The following is a 19,946-nucleotide window of genomic DNA, read 5'->3' as shown; positions in this document are numbered from 1 at the left end:
ACGCGATACTCCGCAGAACCGGCCCCCCACCCACCGGAACAGCACCGTCGGCAGGCGGAACAACCGCCCGCAACTCGCGCGCTATCCCGCTGTTGTCGAGCGGAAGCAGCCCGACAACCCGGGACTGAGGTGTCTGGGACGGATCGACTCCGGTGTCTGTTCCGCTGCCGGTGGACCCCACCAGTAGCGCTTCGCCCGCATCGCCGACATCGCGGGCCGAGACCATCGACCCGGAGCCGACGGACGCCAAACCCGCTGCTACCAGTAGTGACACCGTGATCGGGGCAGATTTGCGCACGTGACCACTCACCAATCTATCGCCGTGTGGCAACTGTCCGGGACATCCCCTTCCCTGCAGCTGCTCTGGACAACGGTATCCAGGTTACCCACCGGTCAGAACGTTGTCGGTCGATTCCCGAGATCGTTTTCCGTACGCTCCTCCGGGCCGGCCGGCGGCGCCGCTGTCCGGACGGCACCCTTCTTGCGATTCGCCTTGACCGGCTTTCCGGATCGTCCCGGGTCACCGGGCCCGCCCGCGGCGGCCTCGATGCGATCCAGCACCTCGCGCATCTCGTCCAGCTCGCGGCGCAGGTAGTCCCTGGTGGCGACCTCGCCGACGGCGATCCGCAGCGCGGCCAGCTCCCTGGCCAGGAACTCGGTGTCGGCCTTGGTCTGGGCGGCGCGCAGCCGGTCCTCGTCCAGCGAGACCCGGTCGCGGTTGTCCTGCCGGTTCTGCGCGAGCAGGATCAGCGGCGCGGCGTACGCGGCCTGGGTGGAGAAGGCCAGGTTGAGCAGGATGAACGGGTAGGGGTCCCAGCGCAGCGCGATGACGAAGGCGTTGAGCAGGATCCAGACGATGACGACGAGGGTCTGGATCGCCAGGTAGCGGCCGGTGCCGAGGAAGCGCGCCACTCGCTCGCTGCCCCTGGCCAGGGCGTCGGAGTCCCAGTCGATCCGGAAGCGGCCGCCCGCCGCCGGGGTCTCCAGCCGCTGCCGCGCCGGGCTCACGGGGCGGCTGCCCCCGGTGTTCGGGATCGTGCGGACCAGGCTGTCATCGGTCACTGCCCGCGACTCCTTCCGGTAGTTCCTCGGTGTCGCGCCAGTCCTCCGGGAGCAGGTGGTCGAGTACGTCGTCCACGCTCACCGCGCCGAGCAGGTGGTTCCCGGCGTCGACGACCGCGCCGCAGACCAGGTTGTAGGTGGCGAAGTACCTGGTGACGGCGGAGAGCGACATGTCGGGCAGCAGCGGCGAGAGGTCGGAGTCGAGCATGCCGCCGATCAGGTGCGCGGGCGGCTCGCGCAACAGCGCCTGCAGGTGCACGCAGCCGAGGTAGCGGCCGGTGGGGGTGGCCGTCGGCGGGCGCACCACGAAGACCATGGAGGCGAGCGCGGGGGTGAGGTCCGGGTTGCGCACCCGGGCCAGCGCCTCGGCGACGGTGGTCGCCGGGGTGAGGATCACCGGCTTCGGCGTCATGAGCCCGCCCGCGGTGTCCGGGGAGTGCTGCAGCAGCCTGCGCACCGGCTCGGACTCCCGCGGGTCCATCAGCGCGAGCAGCGACTCCCGCTCGGCGGTCTCCAGCTCGCCGAGCAGGTCGGCGGCGTCGTCCGGGTCCATCGCCTCCAGCACGTCCGCGGCCCGGCCGACCTCCAGCTTGCCGAGCAGCCGCACCTGGTCGTCGTCGGAGAGCTCCTGGACGACGTCGGCGAGGCGCTCGTCGTCCAGCGCCTCGGCCACCTCGACCCGGCGCTTCTCCGGCAGCTCGCGCAGCATCTGCGCGACGTCGGCGGCGCGCAGCCCCTCGAACTGCTCCAGCAGCTGGGTGACGTCCTGGCCCGGCCTGCCGATCTCGTACGGGGTGAGCCCGGTGACCCGCACCCAGTCGACCACGTGCACCGTGCGCCGCCTGCCGAGCCTGCGGTGCCCGCGCACCGCCACCCGGGTGACCCGGAAGTCCTTGGTCCGGGTGAGCTCGATCCCGAGGTCGACCACCAGCAGGTCGACGTCCTCCAGATCGGGCAGGTCGGCGTCGTGCACGCGCACCGAGGAGTCGACGATCTGCGCGATCGCGAGCAGCTCGCCCGCGCGCTGGGTGAAGCGGCGCAGGCTCACCGTCCCGGTGTTCAGCGTCACAACGCCGGGCTCGATCGCGGTCACCCTGAGCATGGGCACGAAGATCCGCCGCCGGGTCGGCAGCTCCACCACCAGCCCGTGCACCCTGGGCTGTTGCCGGTCGTAGCGGACGGCGACCACCACGTCGCGCACCCTGCCGATAGACTCTCCGTCCGGTCCCAGCACCGCCAGACCGGCGAGCCGGGCGACGTACACCCTGGTAGCTGCCATGCCTGTCAGGCTAGAGGTTCCCCGCTCGGGCTCCGCGTCGCGCCACGGCAGCTGAGCGACCGAGGAGGAGGGTTCATGAAGCCGCGCCGTTCCGTGCTCGCCGTACCCGGCAGCAATCCGAAGATGATCGCCAAGGCCAAGGGGCTTCCGGTGGACGAGGTCTTCCTCGACCTGGAGGATGCCGTCGCGCCGGTCGCCAAGGCGGCGGCCAGGGCCACCATCGTCGCCGCGCTGAACGAGGGCGGCTGGGGCGAGCAGCTGCGCGTGGTCCGGGTCAACGACTGGACGACGCCGTGGACCTACGCCGACGTGATCAGCGTGGTCGAGGGCGCGGGCTCGCGGCTGGACGCCATCCTGCTGCCCAAGGTCACCGACGGCGGCCAGGTGCGCGCGCTGGACCTGCTGCTCACCCAGCTGGAGCAGGCGCACCAGCTGGAGCCGGGGCGGATCGGCATCGAGCCGCAGATCGAGAACGCCATCGGGCTGCGCAACATCGACGAGATCGCCACCGCCAGCCCCCGGGTGCAGACCCTGGTCTTCGGCCCGGCCGACTTCATGGCCAGCATCCGGATGCGCACGTTGGTCGTCGGCGAGCAGCCGGAGGGGTACGAGCCGGGTGACGCCTATCACCACATCCTGATGACCATCCTGCTCGCCGCCCGCGCGCACGGGCTGCAGGCGATCGACGGCCCCTACCTGCAGATCCGCGACCTGGACGGCTTCCGGCGGGCCGCCGCGCGCAGCGCCGCGCTCGGCTTCGACGGCAAGTGGGTGCTGCACCCGACGCAGGTGGACGCCGCCAACGAGATCTTCAGCCCGCGCCAGGCCGAATACGACAAGGCCGAGGAGATCCTGGAGGCCTACGCCTTCCACACCTCGGCCGACGGCGGCGCGCGCGGCGCGGTCATGCTCGGCGACGAGATGATCGACGAGGCCAGCGCGAAGATGGCGCAGGTGGTCGCGGAGCAGGGCAGGGCCGCGGGGATGACGCGAACCACGCGTTTCACCCCGCCGGAGTCCGCGGCGGAATAGCACAATGGGGACATGACGAATCCCCTGGGGAATTCCGGCCGGGGTGGGCAGGGCCTGCCCACCCCGCCGTCGGGCTGGCCGGTCGGCTCCTACCCGACCTACGCCGAGGCGCAGCGGGCCGTGGACTACCTGGCCGACAACCAGTTCCCGGTGCAGAACGTGACCATCGTCGGCGTCGACCTCATGCAGGTCGAGCGGGTGCTCTACCGGCTGAACTGGGGCAAGGTGATCGGCGGCGGCGTGGTCTCCGGCGCCTGGCTCGGGCTCTTCCTCGGCCTGCTGCTGAGCCTGTTCACCACCGGCGGCGCGATCGGGCCGCTGCTGGTCGGGCTGCTCGGTGGCATCGTGTTCGGGGTGATCTCCACCTCGATTCCGTACGCCGCCACCCGTGGCCAGCGCGACTTCGCCTCCACCATGCAGCTGGTGGCCGGGCGCTACGACGTCCTCTGCGATCCCAAGGCGGCCGAGCAGGCCAGGGACATGCTGGCGCGGCTGGCGATCTGAGCATGGATGTGATCGAACGGGTCCGCTCCGGGGTGCTCGGGCACTTCGGCACGGACCGGGCCGGGGTCGACTCGGCCTCGGTGACCTTCCTCGGCCTGGAGCCCATCGAGATCCTGCGGCTGGTCTCCGGGGACCATGTGCACTACCTCACACTCGGTGGTTCCCGGCACCCGATGGGCGACCCGGGCGACCTGCTCGCCGACCCGGTCAAGGGCCCGCGTGCCGAGCTCACGCTCACCCTGCACGCCGGGCTCGGCGCCGCCGCCGGGCTGGCCCGCACGCTCGGCGTGCTCGCCGCCTCGCCCGCGGTGGAGGGTGTCGTGCTGCAGACCGACGCGCTGCTCGACCTGAGCGAGCCGATCTGGCGGGACGCCCCGTTCACCGCGGTGCTGCTCGGCGCCAGCGACATCCCCGAGATCGAGCTGCCCGAGCCCGCCGAGCCGGTGCGCTACCTGACGGTGACCCCGGTGACCGCCACCGAGGCGGCCTGGGTGCGGCTGCGCGGCGCCGACGCGCTGCGCGAGGCGTGGGCCGAGGCGGGCATCGACGTGCGCGACCCGAACCGCGGGGTGGCCCAGCTCTAGAGCCAGTTGTTCCGGTGGAAGTTGACGTAGAGCAGCGTGCAGACCGCCACGATCACGGCGAGCACCGCCGGATAGCCCCAGGTCTGGTGCAGTTCCCACATGTGGTCGAAATTCATCCCGTAGATCCCGGCGATCATCGTCGGCACCGCGGCGATCGCGACCCAGGCCGAGATCTTGCGCATGTCGGTGTTCTGCTGCACGCCGACCTTCGCCAGCGCGGCGCTGATCAGCGCGCTCAGCGCGTCGTCGAAGTCGTTGATCCGCTCGGCGACCGAGGTGTGGTTGTCGGCGACGTCGCGCAGGTAGCGCCGCACCTCCTTCGGCACCGGGAGGTCGGCGTTGCGGCTGAGCAGCTGCAGCGGCGCGGCCAGCGGGTTCACCGCCCGGCGCAGCTCCACCACCTCGCGCTTGAGCTGGTAGATCGACTCGATGCCGACCCGGCTGCGCGGGGTGAAGACCTCCTCCTCCATCTCGTCGATGTCCTCCTCGATGGACTGCGCGACCTCGGTGTAGGCGTCCACGATCTTGTCCGCGATGGCGTGCAGCACCGCGCCGGGGCCGAGCGCCAGCTGCGCCGGGTTCTGCTCCAGGGTGTGCCGCAGCTCGACCAGCCCGGAGTGCTCGCCCCTGCGCACCGCCAGCACGAACTCCTTGGCGGTGAAGACCACGATCTGCCCGGTCTCCACGATCTCGCTGACGCTGTGCAGGTCGTGCTCGACGTATTTGACCGTGCGCAGCACCAGCAGCAGGGTGTCGTCGTACCGCTCCAGCTTGGGGCGCTGGTGCTGCTCGGTGGCGATCTCCACGGCCAGCTGGTGCAGCCCGTACACGGCGGCGACGTCGCGCATCTGGGTTTCGTCCGGGTCGTGCAGCCCGATCCAGACGAACCCGGTGCCCCGGCTGCGCACCTCGGCCAGCGCGGACTCGTGGGTGAAGCGGCCGGGCAGCCGCTCGCCGTTCACGTAGACCGCGCAGTCGACGATGGCGCGCGCGGTCGGGACCGGCACCCGGTGGACGGCGGTGGCCGCCGACGACCCGGTGCCGCGCCCGCGGAACGGCAGCGGCGGAATGGTAGGCACCGGACGATGCTACGGCCGGCGCTGGAAGACTGGGCGCCGTGCGCATCGACCTCCACACCCACTCCACGGCCTCCGACGGCACCGACTCCCCGGCCGAACTGGTGCGCAACGCCGCTGCCGCTGGGCTCGACGTCGTCGCCATCACCGACCACGACACCACCGCGGGCTGGGCCGAGGCGGTGGACGCGCGGCCGCCGGGATTGACCCTCGTCCGGGGCATGGAGATGTCGTGCGTCGGGCTGGGGGAGGACGGCTACCCGGTCGCCACGCACTTGCTGGCCTACCTCTTCGACCCCGCCGACCCCGGCTTCGCCGCCGAGCGTGAGCGGTTGCGCGGCGAGCGGGTGGAGCGGCTGCGCGCCATGGCCGAGCGGATGGCGGCCGACGGGCTTCCGGTCGATCCGGAGGCGGTGCTCGCCGCGGCCGGTCCGGCGGCGGGGCGGCCGCACCTGGCCCGCGCGCTGGTCGAGGCGAGCGTGGTGCCGACCGTGGACGCCGCCTTCCGGCACCTGCTCGCCCCGGACGGCCCCTACTACGAGGAGAAGGCCGACACCCCGCTGCACCGCGCGGTCGAGATGATCGCGGGCGCGGGCGGGGTCAGCGTGATCGCGCACGCCAGGGCGCGGGCGAGGGGCAGGCTGCTCGCGTTGTCCGACATCCGCGACCTGGCCGCGCTCGGGCTGGGCGGGCTCGAGGTCGACCACCCCGACCACCCCGCCGCCGACCGCGCGGTGCTGCGCGAGCTCGCCGCCGAGCTCGGGCTGCTGTGCACGGGCTCCTCGGACTACCACGGCGCGAACAAGACCATCGCGCTCGGTGCGTGCACCACCGCGCCCGCGCAGTTCGAGAAGCTGGTGGCGGCGGCGACCGGTGCCGAGGTGATCGCGCCGTGAGGCTGCTGCGCGGCGTGAGCGGCGCGGTCGCGGCCGGAGTGGTGATCCTGGCGCTGGTGGTGCTCGGCACCGCGGTGCTGGCCGGGCGGCGCGGGTTTCCCGGCCCCGGCGGGGAGTCGCTGGCCTGGCACCTCGGGCTCGCGGTGGTGGTCGTGGTGGCCCAGGTGTTCGCCGATCGGAAGCGGGGGTTCGCCGTCTTCGGGGCCGCGCTGGTGGTGTTCACGGCAGCCGGATGGTTGCTGTGGACGCAGTGGTGGGGATAGGTTTCCGGCCCTATCCGTGACCCGGGTAACGGTGGGGACACGACACATCCTTCAGCGGTGGTCCCAATGGTTGCGGGTCGGTGAACTGTGCCCGAACATTGATTGTCGTGGAGGCCTTCGAGACCGATGTGCTCGTCCTGGGTGGGGGACCCGCCGGCCTCTGGTCGGCGATCGCGGCGGCCAGGGCCGGTGCCCGCGTGGTGCTCGCCGACAAGGCGCGCTGCGGTGCCTCCGGCCCGACGGCGGTCGGGAGCACAGCGCTCTGGGCCGTGCCGCCGTCGGGGCGGGCCGACGCGGTGGCGGCCGCGCTCGCGCACGGCGCCGGGCTCGGTGATGCGGGGCTGATCGACGCCGTCCTGGACGAGAGCTACCGGCGGCTCGCCCGGCTCGCGCACCGCGGGCTGCGGACGACGCCGGTGCCGACCGTCGTCGCGGGTGAGGACGATCCGGCCGGCCCTGGCGGCCCGCTGCCCGCTCGGGTGCGGGTCAGCGGGGTCATGTACCTGCGGGCGCTGCGGCGCTCCGCGCTCGCCGTCGGCGTCGTGATCCGGGACAACCACCCCGCGCTGCGGTTGCTGACCGACGCCGACGGCGTGGTCTGCGCGGCTACCGGCCTGCGCGGCGACGGCCGGGCTTGGACGGCGAGCGCGCGGGCCGTCGTGCTCGCCACCGGCGGCTGCGCCTTCGGCTCCGGCGCGCCCGGCACCGAGGTGGACACCGGCGACGGGCTGCTCTTCGGGGCCGAGGTGGGCGCCGAGCTCTCCGGTATGGAGTTCGCCGGCGCCTACGCGCTGACCCCGTCGATGGGCGGCGCCCCCTTCGGGCTCGGCGCGGGCTCCCCGCTGCACGGCGCCGCGCTGCACGACCGCACCGGCGCCCCGCTCGCCGGGGCCGAGCTCTTCGAGGCGCTGGCCCGCGGCCGCGGCGTCTTCGCGGGCACCGCCGCACTCTCCGCCGCCGCGCGCAGGCAGGTGCTGCGGTACCGGGTGCTCGACCAGCAGGGCCGGGTGCCGCTGCGGCCGGTGCTGCACGGGACCGTGCTCGGGTCCGGCGGGCTGGTGACCGCCGGTGACGGCGCGACCACGGTGCCCGGGCTCTTCGCCGCGGGCGATGTCACCTCGCGCGAGGGGGTGGTCGGGGCCGGTGGCGGGCACGGCGGGGCGTGGGCCATCGCCTCCGGGGTGTGGGCCGGTTCGGGGGCCGCGGTGTTCGCCGGGGTCGGCGGGCCGGTGCCGGTGCGGGTGCCGCAGGAGTCGGGGGCGGTGCCCGCCGGGCTGCGCGCGGTGTGCCGCTTCGACCCGCGCGCGGTGGTCGGCTCGGTGCGCGAGCACACCGTCCCGCCGCGGCGCAGCTACTGGCGCAGCGCGGGCACGCTGCGCGACACCGTCGCCGAACTCGACGGCCTCTGGCCCGCCGCCCGCTTCGAGCTCGGCGGCAGCGGGGCGGGCGCGCTGCGCTCGCGCCAGGCCGTCGCGCTGCTCGCCGCCGCCCGCTGGAGCGCACACGCCGCGCTGGCCCGCACCGAGAGCAGGGGGCTGCACCGCCGCACCGACCACCCCGACGCCGAGCCGAGCGGGCTCGCGCGCCTCCGGGTCGGCGGGCTGGACGCCGTCTGGCTGCGCCGCGACCCGCTGCCCGCGGGCCTCACCGCGGCACCGCCGCGCACCGCGTGATCCCTCACCGCTGGGGAGGGGAGCACGGCAAGCCTTTGCTCACCTCGGGGTAATTCCGAGGGCCTACGCTCGGACGATGAGGTTGCAACGGGCGCACCGGATTGGCGCCGCGCGAGACCGGCTGGCACAATGGGTCGGATTCCGCTCCTGTGCCACCGCCGGGTTCGGAGTTCCGCTGGCTCCGTCGCGCGACGTACCGTCGCACCACGTGGATCAGTATCGATCTCAGGTCCGGATGACCCCGTCCGGCTCCGCGCTCTCGTTCCGCCCGCCCGGTACTCGCCGGTATCCGATGCTGCGTGACGAAAATCACAACCAGTCCGAAAAGGGCCGGTAGCGGCACCGATGAGCCTCGTGAGACACCTCATACCGAATACCCGGCGGTAACCGTTTCCCGGTCTAGCCACGCCCCAAGCAGGAGTGAAATCGTGTCACCTGTGACTGACGCACCGAACGCCACCGCGGACCGCAGCGCCGACGACGCGGCCAGCCTTTCTGCGATCACCCACGACGAAATCTTCGCGGGCCACCTCGGCGGCAAGCTCTCCGTCGAGCTCTCGTCCCCGCTGGAGACCCAGCGGGACCTGTCGATCGCCTACACCCCCGGCGTCGCCCAGGTGAGCCGCGCGATCGCGCAGGACGAGGCGCTCGCCAAGCGCTACACCTGGACCGACCGGCTGGTGGTCGTGGTCAGCGACGGCACCGCGGTGCTCGGCCTCGGCGACATCGGCCCGCGCGCCTCGCTGCCCGTCATGGAGGGCAAGGCCGCGCTGTTCAAGAAGTTCGCCGACCTGAACTCCATCCCGATCGTGCTGGACACCAAGGACGTCGACGAGATCGTCGAGACCCTGATCCGGCTGCGCCCGAGCTTCGGCGCGGTGAACCTGGAGGACATCTCCGCCCCGCGCTGCTTCGAGATCGAGCAGCGCGTGATCGAGGCGCTCGACTGCCCCGTCATGCACGACGACCAGCACGGCACCGCCATCGTCGTGCTCGCCGCGCTGAACGGCGCCGCGCGGGTGCAGGGCCGCGACATCGCCGACCTCAAGGTCGTCGTCTCCGGCGCGGGCGCGGCCGGCGTCGCCTGCACCAACATCCTGCTCCTGGCCGGCGTCGCGGACGTCACCGTGCTCGACTCCAAGGGCATCGTGAGCCGGGAGCGCGGCGACCTGAACGCGGTCAAGTCCGAGCTGGCCGGCCGCACCAACCCGCGCGGGCTGAACGGCGGCGCCGCGGAGGCGCTGGCCGGTGCCGACGTCTTCCTCGGGCTCTCCGCCGGGCTGATCGCCGAGGAGCTCATCGCCTCGATGGCGCCGGAGTCCATCGTCTTCGCCATGTCCAACCCGGACCCGGAGATCCACCCCGAGGTGGCGCGCAAGTACGCCGCGATCGTGGCCACCGGCCGCAGCGACTTCCCGAACCAGATCAACAACGTCCTCGCCTTCCCCGGCGTCTTCAAGGGCGCGCTCGACGCGGGCGCCCGCCGGATCACCGAGGGCATGAAGCTCGCCGCCGCCAACGCCATCCTCGGCGTCGTCGCCGACGAGCTGGGGCCGGACAAGATCGTGCCGAGCCCGCTCGACCCGCGGGTCGCGCCCGCCGTCGCCGAAGCGGTCGCCGCCGCCGCCCGCGCCGAAGGCGTCGCCTGATCTTTCGCTGTACCGGAACTCCCGTTCGAGGCGTCGGCCTCGGGCGGGAGTTCCGCGTTCACGGCGTGATTCGCAGCCAGGCGCCGAAGGCGCCGGTGCTCTCGCTGCGGCGCCGCTCCGCTGCCGCGATGCCGAGGTAGGTCTCGCGGACCGACGGATGCAGCCGGGTCTGCTGCGGCGCCGCCGCCCTGGCCCTCCGCAGCGCCGCGAGGGCGTCGGCCGGTCGCCCGGCCTGGAGTTGCGCGCGCGCCACGTCCTGCCAGTGGTGCCCCGCTCGCGGCGGCGCGATACCCGGTGGGAGCACCAGCGCCGTTCCCTCCCGGGCGGCCCGATCCGGCTCGCCCGACTCCAGTGCCACCGCACAGGCGTGGATGCCGACGTTGACGGGCCCGAACAGCGTGCCGTACCGATCGGACTCACCCGGCATGAGCGGAGCGAGCTCCCGCGCCCGCGCGATGTGCTCGGCAGCCGTGCCGGGCCGAAGGCCACGCGCCGCGACCACCGCACCGCACAGGTGCCCGTACCCGCGCACGGCATTCGGGGCCTCGCCGGAGCCCTCGACCAAGGCCAGCCCCTCGTCGACCAGCCGAAGCCCGAGTTCGTTCCCGCCGTGGTACATCAGAACCCGGGCTCGCTTGATCTTGGCCTGCGCCGCGTAGAGCGGATCGTCCGCGTCGGCTGCGGCCCACTCCAGCCGGTCCAGCGCGATCGGCGCGAGAGTGAGGAAGCCGAACCGGCGACAGAGCCGCTCGGTGGTGACGAACGCGGCGCACAGCACGCTGAGAACCGCGCCGCGCCGATCGGCCGAAGCGGCATGCAGCGCGCCGTGGAGCTGCCGCAGCAGCCCCGGCATCCTGGCCAGCGCAACCCGGCCCTGGTCGTTCCGGTAGGCAAGGTCGACACCGGCCATCTCCGAGCGCAGTACGTCGAGTGCCGGCGGCTCCAGCGGCACCACGTACCGCCCCTCGGCGAGCACCGCGCGGAGTTCGCCGATCCCGTCGAGCGGCCCGTCCTCTTCGATGGTCTCCCACGGCGGGCTCCCGGTCAGCCGCTCCGGCGCGATGTTCAGCGCCCGCGCGACCGCGGCCACGAAGCCATCCGACGGGGCTTCTCGGCCCTGCTCCACCTTGCTGATCATGCTGGTGCTGTACCCGGCGAGCCTGCCCAGCTTCGCCTGCGTGTACCGAGCCATCTTGCGTTGCACCGCAATGTGTTTGCCGACAGTGCTATCCGACACGACGGGCCCCCTTCGGAATGATCCGCTCCCTTTCCCAGGGTACGACCCCTGACCACGGTGCTACCCCGGTCGATCAGAGGACTCCCACAGAACTGTCAGTTCGACGCCGCACCGGAGTGCGAAGGTGGGCGCCGTCCGAGAACGAAGGGGGTTCGATGCGGAACGAACACATGGGGTGCGAGCACGGCCCGTGGATACCGGCGTCGCTGTGCGGCGCGGTAGTCGCCAGGGGCGCGACCATCGTGCGGGTCGCGTGCCCGGGCGGGCCGCATCCGGCGCCGGTCGAATCGGGGGTCATCGCCGCCCATGCCGTCGGGACGAGGGCCGAGAGGTGCCCGTGGTGGGGTGTTCGGGTTGTCTACGACACCGCGGCGTTCCGCTGACGGCAGAGCCGCCCTATTCCCGGTGCTCGGCTCGAACCGCGAGGGAACGAGACCAGACCCCATGCGATATCATTTTGTGGTCCGAATCGATATCGCAGGTGAGTGGCTCAGGGAGGACCGATGGCCAGGACTGTCATCGATCTCGACGACGAGATCGTCGAGCAGGCAATGCGGGTGTACGGGGTGACGACCAAGGCGGCGGCTGTGCGGGCGGCGATGGAGGAGGGGGTGAAGCTGCGGTTGCGTCGGGAGCTCTTCGACGCCATCGACGAGGGTGAGTTCGAGGATGTGTTCGCGGAAATCCGGTCACGGACCGGACCGCGGAAGCCGGACGGCACCCTCGATCGTGGCGACGGAGCCTCGGTGGCGTGAAGGGGCGCTACCTGATCGACAAGTCCGCGCTGGCTCGCCGCAGCACGCCTGCGGTGCGGAAGCGACTGGATGCGCTGGACCACGCGGGGCTCCTCGCGGTGTGCGCCCCGACCGAGTACGAGGTGCTGTTCTCGGCGCGCGGCAAGTCCGAGGCGCTACGTCTGCGGACTCTGCTACGCGGATTCGATTACCTGCCCTGCAATGACGAGGAGTTCGAGCGCGCGCTCGAGATTCAGGCTCTGGCGCTCGACGCCGGTTTTCACCGAGCACTGTCGTTGGCCGACGTCCTTATTGCGGCAGCGGCCGAGCGGCACCGTGCCACCGTTCTGCATTACGACGGCGACTTCGACATGATTTCCTCGGTGATTACGGTGCAAGCCGAGTGGGTCGTCGAGCCCGGGACGGCCGACTGAGCGACCGACGTCGCTGGCACGCGGCGGATCCGGACCGGGGCTGATCAGGCGCGGCGGCGGAGCCGTCCGGTCCCCGGCGCCCCGGCCCAGACCGCCAGCGCCAACAGCCCGTCCAGGATCATCGCCAGCAGGGCGACCAGGATGGCGCCGACGAGGACGCGGTCGTAGCGGTGCAACCCGATCCCGTCGAAGATGTAGCGGCCAAGCCCGCCGAGGTTGACGTAGGCGGCGATGGTGGCGGTGGCGACCACCTGCAACGTGGCCCCGCGCAACCCGGTGAGCAAGACCGGGAGGGCGTTCGGCACCTCGACCCGGAAAAGCACCTGCCACTCGGTCATGCCCATCGCGCGGGAGGCGTCGACCACCTCGGGGGAGACGTTGGCGATCCCCGCATAAGCCCCGGCGAGCAGCGGAGGGATGCCGACGGTGATCAGGGCGAGCAGCGGCGGGATCAAACCGAGGCCCATGAGCAGCACCAGGAAGGTGAGCAGGCCGAGGGTGGGCAGCGCGCGCATGGCGTTGGCGAAGCCGACCAACGCCGCGGCCCCGCGCCGGTAGTGCCCGACCGCGAGCCCGAGCGGCACCGCGATCACCGCGGAGAGCCCGATCGCGAGCGCGCTGTACCAGAGGTGTTGCAGCAGCCGCTGGTCGATTCCGGCGGGGCCGCCCCAGTTGTCGGGGTCGGTGAAGTACTGCCAGGCGTCCAGGAAGAGATTCACGATGCCCCCTTGGTGACCCAGGGCGTCGCGAGCCGCCCGAGCAGGTAGACCACCCGGTCGAAGATCAGCGCGAGTACCAGCGTGACGACGATGCCCGCGATGATCTCGTCCGGGTAGTCCCGCTGATACCCCTGGGTGAAGAGCTTGCCGAGCCCGCCGACGCCGACCAGCGCACCCACCGACACCATCGCGATATTGGTGACAACCACCACCCGCAGCGTGGAGACGAAGACCGGGAGCGCCAGCGGCAGGTCGACGGTGAGCGTGCGGCGCAGCGGGCCGAAGCCGACGGCGTCGGCGGAGTCGAGCACCGCGGCGGGGACCGAGTCCAGCGCGGCGGGGACCGCGATCACCAGCAGCGCGGTGGAGTAGAGGGTGAGCGCGATGATGACGTTCAGCGGGTCGATGGTCGCGATCCCGACGATCGGCGGAATGATCACGAACAGCGCCAGCGACGGCACCGTGTACACCAGCCCGGAGAGGGTGACGGTCACCCGCCGCAGCCACGGCACCCGGCGCACCAGCGTGCCGACCGGCACCGCGATCACCAGCCCCACCAGCAGCGGGATCAGCGCGAGGTAGAGGTGCTCCCTGGTGTAGCCCCAGATCTCGGCCGCGTTCTCGAAGAGGTAGCGCACGCGCTCAGGCTCCCGCGCGCGCGGAATCCTCGGCCGCGCGCTGCTCGGCCAGCAGGGCGAGCACGTCGTCGGCGCTGATCCCGCCGCGCACCGCGCCGGAGTCGTCCACCGCGACGCCGACGCCGGAGGGCGACGAGATGGCCGCGTCCAGCGCCTGCCGCAGGTCGCCGCCGACCGCGAAGAGCGAGCCGCCCGCCGCCATGCTGTCGGCGAGCGCGCGCCCGGCCTTCAACCCGGCGGCGCCGCCCGCGTCCAGCCAGCCGACCGGCGCCCCGGCCTCGTCGGTGATCAGCACCCACTCGCCGGGGCCGGGCGCCAGCTTCGCCGCCTCGGCCTCGGTGGCGGTGGCGATGTCGCGCAGCGGCACCCGCTCCGCGCTGCGGAAGGAGAGCCCGCGGTAGCCGCGGTCGCGCCCGACGAAGCCGGCCACGAAATCGGTGGCGGGCTGGGCGAGCACGGTGCGCGGCGCGTCGTACTGCTGCAGCACGCCGCCGCGGCCGAACACCGCGACCTTGTCGCCCAGCGTGATGGCCTCGTCGATGTCGTGCGTGACGAAGACGATGGTCTTCTTCAGTTCGCCCTGCAGGCGGCGCATCTCGGCCTGCAGTTCGGCGCGGACCACCGGGTCGACGGCGCTGAACGGCTCGTCCATGAGCAGCACCGGCGGGTCGGCGGCGAGCGCGCGCGCCACCCCGACCCGCTGCTGCTGGCCGCCGGAGAGCTGCGCCGGATAGCGCTGCGCGAGCTGCCGATCGAGCCCCACCCGGTCCAGCACCTCGAGCGCCGCCGCGCGCGCCTGCTTGCGCGAGGTGCCCTGCAGCACTGGCACGGTCGCCACATTGTCGACGACCGTGCGGTGCGGCAGCAGCCCGCCGCCCTGGATCACATAGCCGATGCCGCGGCGCAGTTTCACCGGGTCGACGCCGGCGATATCGGCGCCGCCCACCGTGATGGTGCCGGAGGTGGGGCTGATCATCCGGTTGATCATCCGCATGGAGGTGGTCTTGCCGCAGCCGGACGGCCCGACGAACACCGTGAACGAGCCGGACTCGATCGCCAGGTTCAGCTGGGAGACCGCGTGCGTTCCGTCCGGGTAGGTCTTGCTGACGTCGCTGAATTCGATGTCGGACACGGTCGGATCAGCCGCCCGCCTTCTTGTTCAGCCCCTGCTCGGCGAGCCACGCCGCGGCGGCGGCCTTCGGCTCGGTCTTGGCGTCGCCGGAGACGGCGGTGTTCAGCTCGATCAGCTCCTGGGTGGTGAGCTTCGCCGAGACCGCGTTCAGCGCGGCGACCAGCGCGTCCGTCTTCTTCGCCGCGTTCAGCAGCGGCACCACGTTCTGCGCGGGGAAATTCTGCTTGGGGTCCTCCAGCACGACCAGGTTGTTCTGCGTGATGGCCGGGGAGGTGGTGAAGATATTGGCCGCCGTCACCTGGCCGTCGACCAGCGCGCGGACGGTGGCCGGGCCGCCGCCGTCGGCGATCGGGACGAATTTGTCCGCGGCGATCTTCACGTCGTAGTTCTTGGCCAGGCCGGGCAGCCCGCCCGGGCGCTCGGCGAACTCGGCGGGCGCGCCGAAGGTGATCTCGGCCGAGTGCGAGGCCAGGTCGCCGATCGAGCGCAGGTTCCAGCGGTCGGCGGTGGCCTCGGTGACCACCACGGCGTCCGAATCCTGGGCCGGGGCGGGCTGCCCGAGCGCGAGCTGGTCGCCGAGCGCGCCCGCCAGTGCGGCTTCCACGTCCGCCGGGGTGGTGGCGGTGGCGTCGGGCTGCAGGTACTGCAGCAGGTTGCCGGTGTACTCGGGCGCCACCGAGATCGAGCAGTCGCGCAGCGCGGGGATGTAGGCCTCGCGGCTGCCGATGCCGAGCTTGGTGTCCACCTCGAAGCCGTTGACCCGCAGCGCCTCCGCGTAGATCTCGGCGACCGTCTCGGACTCCGGGAAGTTGGCGGAGCCGACGGTGATGGCGTCGCCCTCGCAGCTGCCGCCGCCGGAGAGCGGGTCGGAGTTGCCGCCGCAGGCCGCGAGCGTCGCGGCCACCGTGACGGCGAGCGCGGCGGTGAGCATCCGGTGAGCAGAAGTCGGGAGCGTGCGTGCCACGGGAGTCCTTTGCGTCCGGGTACGGGGCGGCGGCGGTGCCGGGCTGCCCCGGTACATTGCCGATAGTCCATACTGCCCGCTCGGTGGTGTTCGCGTCGGCTGGAGAGAGTTGGTGTCGCCGAATGGAGTTGCCCGCGTGGGTGCGCAGGACGGCGCTGATCCCGGTGCTTCTCGCGCTCGCCGCAGTCGTTTCCTGTGGTGACGGGGCGGGGGAGTCCGTGGTGACGGTCGGCGCGGGGGACACCGCGGAGTCGGCGGTGCTCGCCGAGATCTACGCGGGTGCGCTCTCTCGAGGGGGTATTCCGGCGGAGGTCGCGCCCGCCCCCGGGGACCGCGGAGCCCGGTTGGCCGCGCTCGACTCCGGCTCGATCGACCTGCTCGCCGACCACACCGGCGCCCTCACCCGCTTCTTCGACGCCACCGCGCGCATCACCGCACCCGAGCCCGCCGCCGACCCGGTGAAAGCCGCGGCTGCCGCGCTGGCCCGCTCCCTCCCGCAGGGCCTCGTCGTCTCCGACCCCGCCGACGGCACCGACCTGCGCCCCCGGCTCCTGGTCGGCACCGAGACCGCGCGCCTCGAATCCCGCACCGAGGCCGATACCGTCCTGGCAACCTGTGCGGCCCGCACCGGCGGCCTCGCGCCCGCTCTCGGCCTGCTCGATCCTGCCCCGCCGGAGACCCTCCCGAGCTGCGTCTTCACCACCACGGAGCGGTTCGCCGACCCCGCCGCCCTCCGAGCCGCGCTCCTGGAGGGCCGAATCGGAGCGGGCATCCTGGCCGGCCCGGTCCCCGCCGACAGCACCGCCGGAGCGACCGTCGTCACCGACGCAACCGTTCCGGCGGAGAACGTCGTCCCCGTCTTCCGCGACGGCGTCCTCGACGATCGCGGCCGCGAGCGGCTCAACCAGGTGGCGGGCGAACTCACCACCGACGACCTGGTCGCGCTGGTGCAGCGCGCCGAGGCCGGGGAGCGCCCGGCCGACCTGGCCAGGAGCTGGCTGGACGCGCACGCCCTCTGACCCGGAGCCAACCGATCGCTCCCGATCGTTGCCCAGGCGTATATTCCGTCTGGAGTATTCGGCACGGAAGGATCACCCATGGGAGCGCGCGGCACGGTGACGCCACTGGCCGTCGCGGTCCTCGCGCTGCTCGACGAACGTCCCCGGCACCCCTACGACATGCACCAGGCCCTGCTCGAGCGGGGAATGGACCGCCTGGTCAAGGTCCGCCCCGGCTCGCTCTACCACACCGTCGCCCGGCTCACCGGCTGCGAACTGATCCGCGCCGACGGCGTCGACCGCGACGGCCGCCGCCCGGAGCGCACCACCTACCGGATCACCTCGGCCGGTCGCGCGGCACTGCGCGACCGGGTAGCCGAGCTCTTGCGCACCCCCGCCGCCGAATACCCCGGATTCCCCCTCGCGCTGGCCGAGGCCCACAACCTGCCGAAGGAGCAGGTGCGGGAACTGCTGGCGGAGCGCCGCGCGCAACTCGGCGGCGATCTCGACGAAATTCGCGCACTGGGCGTCTGGGCGGGCGACCACGCCCTCCCGCGCCGCTACTGGATGGTGCTCACCTACCTGCGCACCATGCTGGAGGCCGAGATCGGCTGGGTAGATGCCCTGCTCGGCGATCTCGACGACGGAACCCTGGCCTGGGATCGCTTCGATCCCGGCACCGGCCGCCGGATCGCGGCTCCCATCGACGCCTGGGCCACCGCGGTCCGCGCGGACCCACCACCGCTCCCGGCCGAGCCGGGGGCGACGCCCCGAACGAGGAGCTCCTGATGTCCGAAACCCGCAATCCGTGGCATGCGCTGCTTGCCATGGTGGTGGGCTTCTTCATGATCCTGCTGGACATGACGATCGTCGCGGTCGCCAACCCGGCCATCATGGAGGAGTTGAACGCCGAGATCTCCTCGGTGATCTGGGTGACCAGCGCCTACCTGCTCACCTACGCGGTGCCGCTGCTCATCACCGGCCGTCTCGGCGACCGCTTCGGCCCCAAGAACCTGTACCTGGTCGGGCTCACCGTCTTCACCGCCGCCTCGCTCTGGTGCGGCCTCTCCGGCACCATCGGCATGCTGATCGCCGCGCGCGCCGCGCAGGGCATCGGCGCCGCGCTGATGACGCCGCAGACCATGTCCGTGATCACCCGTACCTTCGCGCCGGACAGGCGCGGCGCGGCCATGGGGCTGTGGGGCGGCGTGGCCGGGCTGGCCACCCTGGTCGGCCCGATCCTCGGCGGGGTGTTGGTGGACAGCCTCGGCTGGGAGTGGATCTTCTTCGTCAACGTGCCGGTCGGCATCATCGCCTTCGCGCTCGCCGTCTGGCTGGTGCCGTCGCTGCCGACGAACCGGCACCGGTTCGACATCCCCGGCGTCGTGCTCAGCGCCGTCGGCATGTTCCTGCTGGTCTTCGGGATCCAGGAGGGCAACACCCGCGATTGGGACGGGTTGATCTGGGCCATGATCGGCGGCGGGCTCATCGTGCTCGCCTTCTTCATCTGGAACCAGGCGCGCAACACCGGCGAGCCGCTGGTGCCGCTCGGCCTGTTCAAGGATCGCAACTTCGCCTTCTCCAACCTCGCGATCGCGGCCATGGGCGCGGCGGTGACCTCGCTCATGGTGCCCGCCTACTTCTACCTGCAGGCGGTGCGCGAGCTCACCCCGACCCGCTCGGCGCTGGTCTTCGCGCCGATGGCGATCGCGACCGGCTTCCTGGCCCCCGTGATCGGCAAGTTCTCCGACCGGCTGCATCCGCGGGTGGTGCCGACCATCGGCTTCACACTCTTCGCGGCGGCGGTGTTCTCGTTCGCCGTGGTGATGACGCCGGACAGCTCACTCGTCTGGTTCATGGTCGCCGGGGTGGTCGCCGGTCTCGCCAATGCCTGTATCTGGGCGCCGCTCGCCTCGACCGCGACGCACAACCTGCCGGTGCAGCAGGCCGGCGCGGGCGCCGGGATCTACAACACCACCCGTCAGGTCGGCTCGGTGCTCGGCAGCGCCGCCATCTCCGCGCTGATCAGCGCGCGGATCGCGGCGGCCGGGCTCGGTGGCGGGCCCGCTGCCGAGGGCATGGGCGGGCCGGTCCCGGAGTTCGTGCGGGACAAGTTCAGCACCGCGCTCGCCGAATCCATCCTGCTCCCCGCCGCGGTGCTGCTCATCGGCGTCGTCGCCTCCGCCCTCTTCGTCCGGCACGATCGCAGTGCGAGCGGTGCGGGCACCGCGCCCAAGGAAGCGGAACCGGCCGGTTCCACCGCCTGATATTTCTCCCCACCGCCTCATGCGTGCACACTCTCCACCACGACACCCGCCTCTCGTATACCCGGCCCGCAGCATTGATAATCTGAAAAATGGCTGATCACAGATGATTTCGAATGTGAGGGTTGACAGTGTGGATGTCTTAGGTGACGATTGCTGCAGCGCCAGAGCTGCGCCTCGATCCGGAACTCACCGGGATTCCCGAATTTCCCGCAGCCCCGCACATTGCCCAATGTGCGGGGCTGCCGCCGTCCGGCTGGTGATCCGAAAGGTGGAACCCTCAGCGGTCCGCTCGAGATGACCCTGCCACCACCGCTTATCCGGCTGCTCCGGCCGTCGCTCAGCGCACCGGACTGTGAGGGGTGCATCACGGCGGCGGCATCGCAGGCTCTGCAAGTTCCTATCGCGGCGGGTTGGATCGTTCCCGACTCGGCGCGAACACTCTGACACCCGAGTTCGCCCAGCTGGCTCCCCTCGCCCGGTATGCCTCGCTGAGGGATACCAGGGCGTGATCTCCGGTGTGGCGGCCCGCCCCGCAGGCCCTCGGTGTAGCGGATCGCGGGAAGTGGTGGCACCGGCTGGACGACACCGGCATGGATGTGTGGACCGGCGCGGGGTTGCCGCGAATGTACCGGCACGGGCGCGAACCAGATCCTCACGGTTACCGCCCCGGCGGGCGAACCCGTCCCGAAGGGGCCGTCCGGCGCCATTCTCGCGGCTCTGGATTTACTGATCAGTTCAGAATGAGCTGGCGTGTCGTCTTCTCCTGCCCGGCAACGGCATCGATGATGTCGGGGTGCGTGAGGAG

General features: G+C 72.0%; 20 protein-coding genes. 12 read left to right on the top strand and 8 right to left on the bottom strand.

Going from position 1 to position 19,946, the window contains the following annotated elements; translation table 11 throughout:
* Window positions 1-393: 393 nt before the first annotated feature.
* Entirely contained in the window at window positions 394-1,008 is a 615-nt protein-coding gene (locus tag ACFO0B_RS22825; protein ID WP_378614605.1) for a DUF1003 domain-containing protein, read from the bottom strand.
* Window positions 1,009-1,051: 43 nt separating this feature from the next.
* On the bottom strand, window positions 1,052-2,341 hold the full coding sequence (locus ACFO0B_RS22820; protein ID WP_378614602.1) for a magnesium transporter MgtE N-terminal domain-containing protein: 1,290 nt from the start codon (window positions 2,339-2,341) through the stop codon (window positions 1,052-1,054).
* 75 nt (window positions 2,342-2,416) lie between these two features.
* Between ACFO0B_RS22820 and ACFO0B_RS22815 the strand changes: the two genes are divergently transcribed.
* The 3 genes from ACFO0B_RS22815 to ACFO0B_RS22805 are packed head-to-tail and all read left to right on the top strand — an operon-like array spanning window position 2,417 to window position 4,461.
* Window positions 2,417-3,373 carry an HpcH/HpaI aldolase/citrate lyase family protein gene (locus ACFO0B_RS22815; RefSeq protein WP_378614601.1) on the top strand — a complete coding sequence of 319 codons (957 nt, stop codon included), beginning with the start codon at window positions 2,417-2,419 and terminating at the stop codon, window positions 3,371-3,373.
* Window positions 3,374-3,385: 12 nt separating this feature from the next.
* Window positions 3,386-3,877, top strand: a complete 492-nt coding sequence (locus ACFO0B_RS22810) for a general stress protein (protein ID WP_233020275.1) — start codon at window positions 3,386-3,388, stop codon at window positions 3,875-3,877.
* Window positions 3,878-3,879: 2 nt separating this feature from the next.
* Complete coding sequence (locus tag ACFO0B_RS22805; RefSeq protein ID WP_378614600.1) at window positions 3,880-4,461, top strand: suppressor of fused domain protein; 582 nt, start codon at window positions 3,880-3,882, stop codon at window positions 4,459-4,461.
* Here ACFO0B_RS22805 and ACFO0B_RS22800 read toward each other — a convergent pair.
* Window positions 4,458-5,540 (bottom strand): magnesium and cobalt transport protein CorA, encoded by a 1,083-nt coding sequence (locus tag ACFO0B_RS22800; protein ID WP_378614599.1) that lies wholly within the window; start codon window positions 5,538-5,540, stop codon window positions 4,458-4,460. The genes ACFO0B_RS22805 and ACFO0B_RS22800 overlap by 4 nt on opposite strands.
* Window positions 5,541-5,578: 38 nt before the next feature.
* Here ACFO0B_RS22800 and ACFO0B_RS22795 point away from each other — a divergent pair, with 38 nt between their 5' ends.
* The 4 genes from ACFO0B_RS22795 to ACFO0B_RS22780 all read left to right on the top strand — a co-directional run bounded on the left by ACFO0B_RS22795 (window position 5,579) and on the right by ACFO0B_RS22780 (window position 10,018).
* The gene (locus ACFO0B_RS22795) at window positions 5,579-6,433 is read left to right on the top strand and encodes a PHP domain-containing protein (RefSeq protein ID WP_378614598.1); all 855 of its coding nucleotides are present in this window, start codon (window positions 5,579-5,581) and stop codon (window positions 6,431-6,433) included.
* The gene (locus ACFO0B_RS22790; RefSeq protein WP_378614597.1) at window positions 6,430-6,696 is read left to right on the top strand and encodes a hypothetical protein; all 267 of its coding nucleotides are present in this window, start codon (window positions 6,430-6,432) and stop codon (window positions 6,694-6,696) included. Before ACFO0B_RS22795 ends, ACFO0B_RS22790 begins: the two co-directional genes overlap by 4 nt.
* A gap of 107 nt (window positions 6,697-6,803) precedes the next feature.
* Window positions 6,804-8,369, top strand: coding sequence for an FAD-dependent oxidoreductase (locus tag ACFO0B_RS22785; RefSeq protein ID WP_378614596.1), 1,566 nt, complete (start codon window positions 6,804-6,806; stop codon window positions 8,367-8,369).
* 437 nt (window positions 8,370-8,806) lie between these two features.
* Entirely contained in the window at window positions 8,807-10,018 is a 1,212-nt protein-coding gene (locus tag ACFO0B_RS22780) for an NAD(P)-dependent malic enzyme (RefSeq protein ID WP_378614595.1), read from the top strand.
* A gap of 58 nt (window positions 10,019-10,076) precedes the next feature.
* Here the strand turns inward: ACFO0B_RS22780 and ACFO0B_RS22775 are convergent, their stop codons facing one another.
* Window positions 10,077-11,222 carry a helix-turn-helix domain-containing protein gene (locus ACFO0B_RS22775; protein ID WP_378614594.1) on the bottom strand — a complete coding sequence of 382 codons (1,146 nt, stop codon included), beginning with the start codon at window positions 11,220-11,222 and terminating at the stop codon, window positions 10,077-10,079.
* A gap of 536 nt (window positions 11,223-11,758) precedes the next feature.
* Here ACFO0B_RS22775 and ACFO0B_RS22770 point away from each other — a divergent pair.
* Window positions 11,759-12,010, top strand: a complete 252-nt coding sequence (locus tag ACFO0B_RS22770; protein WP_378614593.1) for a type II toxin-antitoxin system VapB family antitoxin — start codon at window positions 11,759-11,761, stop codon at window positions 12,008-12,010.
* Entirely contained in the window at window positions 12,007-12,423 is a 417-nt protein-coding gene (locus ACFO0B_RS22765) for a PIN domain nuclease (RefSeq protein WP_378614592.1), read from the top strand. The genes ACFO0B_RS22770 and ACFO0B_RS22765 overlap by 4 nt, the downstream gene beginning before the upstream one ends.
* Window positions 12,424-12,467: 44 nt before the next feature.
* Here the strand turns inward: ACFO0B_RS22765 and ACFO0B_RS22760 are convergent, their stop codons facing one another.
* The 4 genes from ACFO0B_RS22760 to ACFO0B_RS22745 are packed head-to-tail and all read right to left on the bottom strand — an operon-like array spanning window position 12,468 to window position 15,843.
* Window positions 12,468-13,142 carry an ABC transporter permease gene (locus ACFO0B_RS22760; protein WP_378614591.1) on the bottom strand — a complete coding sequence of 225 codons (675 nt, stop codon included), beginning with the start codon at window positions 13,140-13,142 and terminating at the stop codon, window positions 12,468-12,470.
* Complete coding sequence (locus ACFO0B_RS22755) at window positions 13,139-13,780, bottom strand: ABC transporter permease (protein ID WP_378614590.1); 642 nt, start codon at window positions 13,778-13,780, stop codon at window positions 13,139-13,141. The genes ACFO0B_RS22760 and ACFO0B_RS22755 overlap by 4 nt, the downstream gene beginning before the upstream one ends.
* Window positions 13,781-13,784: 4 nt before the next feature.
* Window positions 13,785-14,912, bottom strand: a complete 1,128-nt coding sequence (locus ACFO0B_RS22750) for an ABC transporter ATP-binding protein (RefSeq protein ID WP_378614589.1) — start codon at window positions 14,910-14,912, stop codon at window positions 13,785-13,787.
* A gap of 7 nt (window positions 14,913-14,919) precedes the next feature.
* The gene (locus tag ACFO0B_RS22745; RefSeq protein ID WP_378614604.1) at window positions 14,920-15,843 is read right to left on the bottom strand and encodes an ABC transporter substrate-binding protein; all 924 of its coding nucleotides are present in this window, start codon (window positions 15,841-15,843) and stop codon (window positions 14,920-14,922) included.
* 155 nt (window positions 15,844-15,998) lie between these two features.
* Between ACFO0B_RS22745 and ACFO0B_RS22740 the strand changes: the two genes are divergently transcribed.
* The 3 genes from ACFO0B_RS22740 (at window position 15,999) to ACFO0B_RS22730 (ending at window position 19,141) form a co-directional block, all read left to right on the top strand.
* Window positions 15,999-16,895 carry a glycine betaine ABC transporter substrate-binding protein gene (locus tag ACFO0B_RS22740; protein ID WP_378614588.1) on the top strand — a complete coding sequence of 299 codons (897 nt, stop codon included), beginning with the start codon at window positions 15,999-16,001 and terminating at the stop codon, window positions 16,893-16,895.
* A 78-nt stretch (window positions 16,896-16,973) separates the two neighbouring features.
* The gene (locus tag ACFO0B_RS22735; protein ID WP_378614587.1) at window positions 16,974-17,663 is read left to right on the top strand and encodes a PadR family transcriptional regulator; all 690 of its coding nucleotides are present in this window, start codon (window positions 16,974-16,976) and stop codon (window positions 17,661-17,663) included.
* Window positions 17,663-19,141 carry a DHA2 family efflux MFS transporter permease subunit gene (locus ACFO0B_RS22730; protein WP_378614586.1) on the top strand — a complete coding sequence of 493 codons (1,479 nt, stop codon included), beginning with the start codon at window positions 17,663-17,665 and terminating at the stop codon, window positions 19,139-19,141. The genes ACFO0B_RS22735 and ACFO0B_RS22730 overlap by 1 nt, the downstream gene beginning before the upstream one ends.
* The last annotated feature ends 805 nt before the right edge of the window (window positions 19,142-19,946 follow it).

Origin of the sequence: Nocardia jiangsuensis (assembly GCF_042650385.1) — a bacterium.
Classification (GTDB): Bacteria; Actinomycetota; Actinomycetes; order Mycobacteriales; family Mycobacteriaceae; genus Nocardia; species Nocardia jiangsuensis.
This window is presented reverse-complemented; position numbering and strand designations above follow the sequence as displayed.

Coding starts and splice junctions, on each gene's coding strand:
- ACFO0B_RS22820 (WP_378614602.1), bottom strand. CDS start 2,341: ATGGCAGCTACCAGGGTGTACGTCGCCCGGCTCGCCGGTCTGGCGGTG.
- ACFO0B_RS22745 (WP_378614604.1), bottom strand. CDS start 15,843: ATGCTCACCGCCGCGCTCGCCGTCACGGTGGCCGCGACGCTCGCGGCC.
- ACFO0B_RS22730 (WP_378614586.1), top strand. CDS start 17,663: ATGTCCGAAACCCGCAATCCGTGGCATGCGCTGCTTGCCATGGTGGTG.
- ACFO0B_RS22740 (WP_378614588.1), top strand. CDS start 15,999: ATGGAGTTGCCCGCGTGGGTGCGCAGGACGGCGCTGATCCCGGTGCTT.
- ACFO0B_RS22815 (WP_378614601.1), top strand. CDS start 2,417: ATGAAGCCGCGCCGTTCCGTGCTCGCCGTACCCGGCAGCAATCCGAAG.
- ACFO0B_RS22770 (WP_378614593.1), top strand. CDS start 11,759: ATGGCCAGGACTGTCATCGATCTCGACGACGAGATCGTCGAGCAGGCA.
- ACFO0B_RS22810 (WP_233020275.1), top strand. CDS start 3,386: ATGACGAATCCCCTGGGGAATTCCGGCCGGGGTGGGCAGGGCCTGCCC.
- ACFO0B_RS22805 (WP_378614600.1), top strand. CDS start 3,880: ATGGATGTGATCGAACGGGTCCGCTCCGGGGTGCTCGGGCACTTCGGC.
- ACFO0B_RS22735 (WP_378614587.1), top strand. CDS start 16,974: ATGGGAGCGCGCGGCACGGTGACGCCACTGGCCGTCGCGGTCCTCGCG.